Origin of the sequence: Paraburkholderia sp. SIMBA_053 (assembly GCF_046534895.1) — a bacterium.
Classification (GTDB): Bacteria; Pseudomonadota; Gammaproteobacteria; order Burkholderiales; family Burkholderiaceae; genus Paraburkholderia; species Paraburkholderia caledonica.
The window spans coordinates 1-230 of sequence record NZ_JAWRXU010001916.1; the positions used below are offsets into that span (position 1 = coordinate 1).

The window sequence follows — 230 nt, forward strand, 5'->3', positions numbered from 1 at the left end:
GTGATGCCCAACTACACTAGCATCAAACTCGGCCCGGCGCTCAGCGATTCGCAGCTGTCGTTCGCGGGGGTGTCTTCGCTGGTGCGGTACGGCGTGTTCGTGTTTGTGCAGACCGTGCGTCACCGCGACTACTTTCTCACAGAATCCCATGCCGCCAACGAAGACGCGCACGCCGCCCCGCCCAGTTCGCGCGTCGCGCTGACCAGCGGCGTGTTACTGGTGGTGAGTCT

The 230-nt window shown here is 63.5% G+C and carries 1 pseudogene; it reads left to right on the forward strand.

What is annotated here, in order from left to right:
- Positions 1–230, forward strand: a pseudogene (locus SB753_RS42215) (ionic transporter y4hA); the annotation flags it as partial.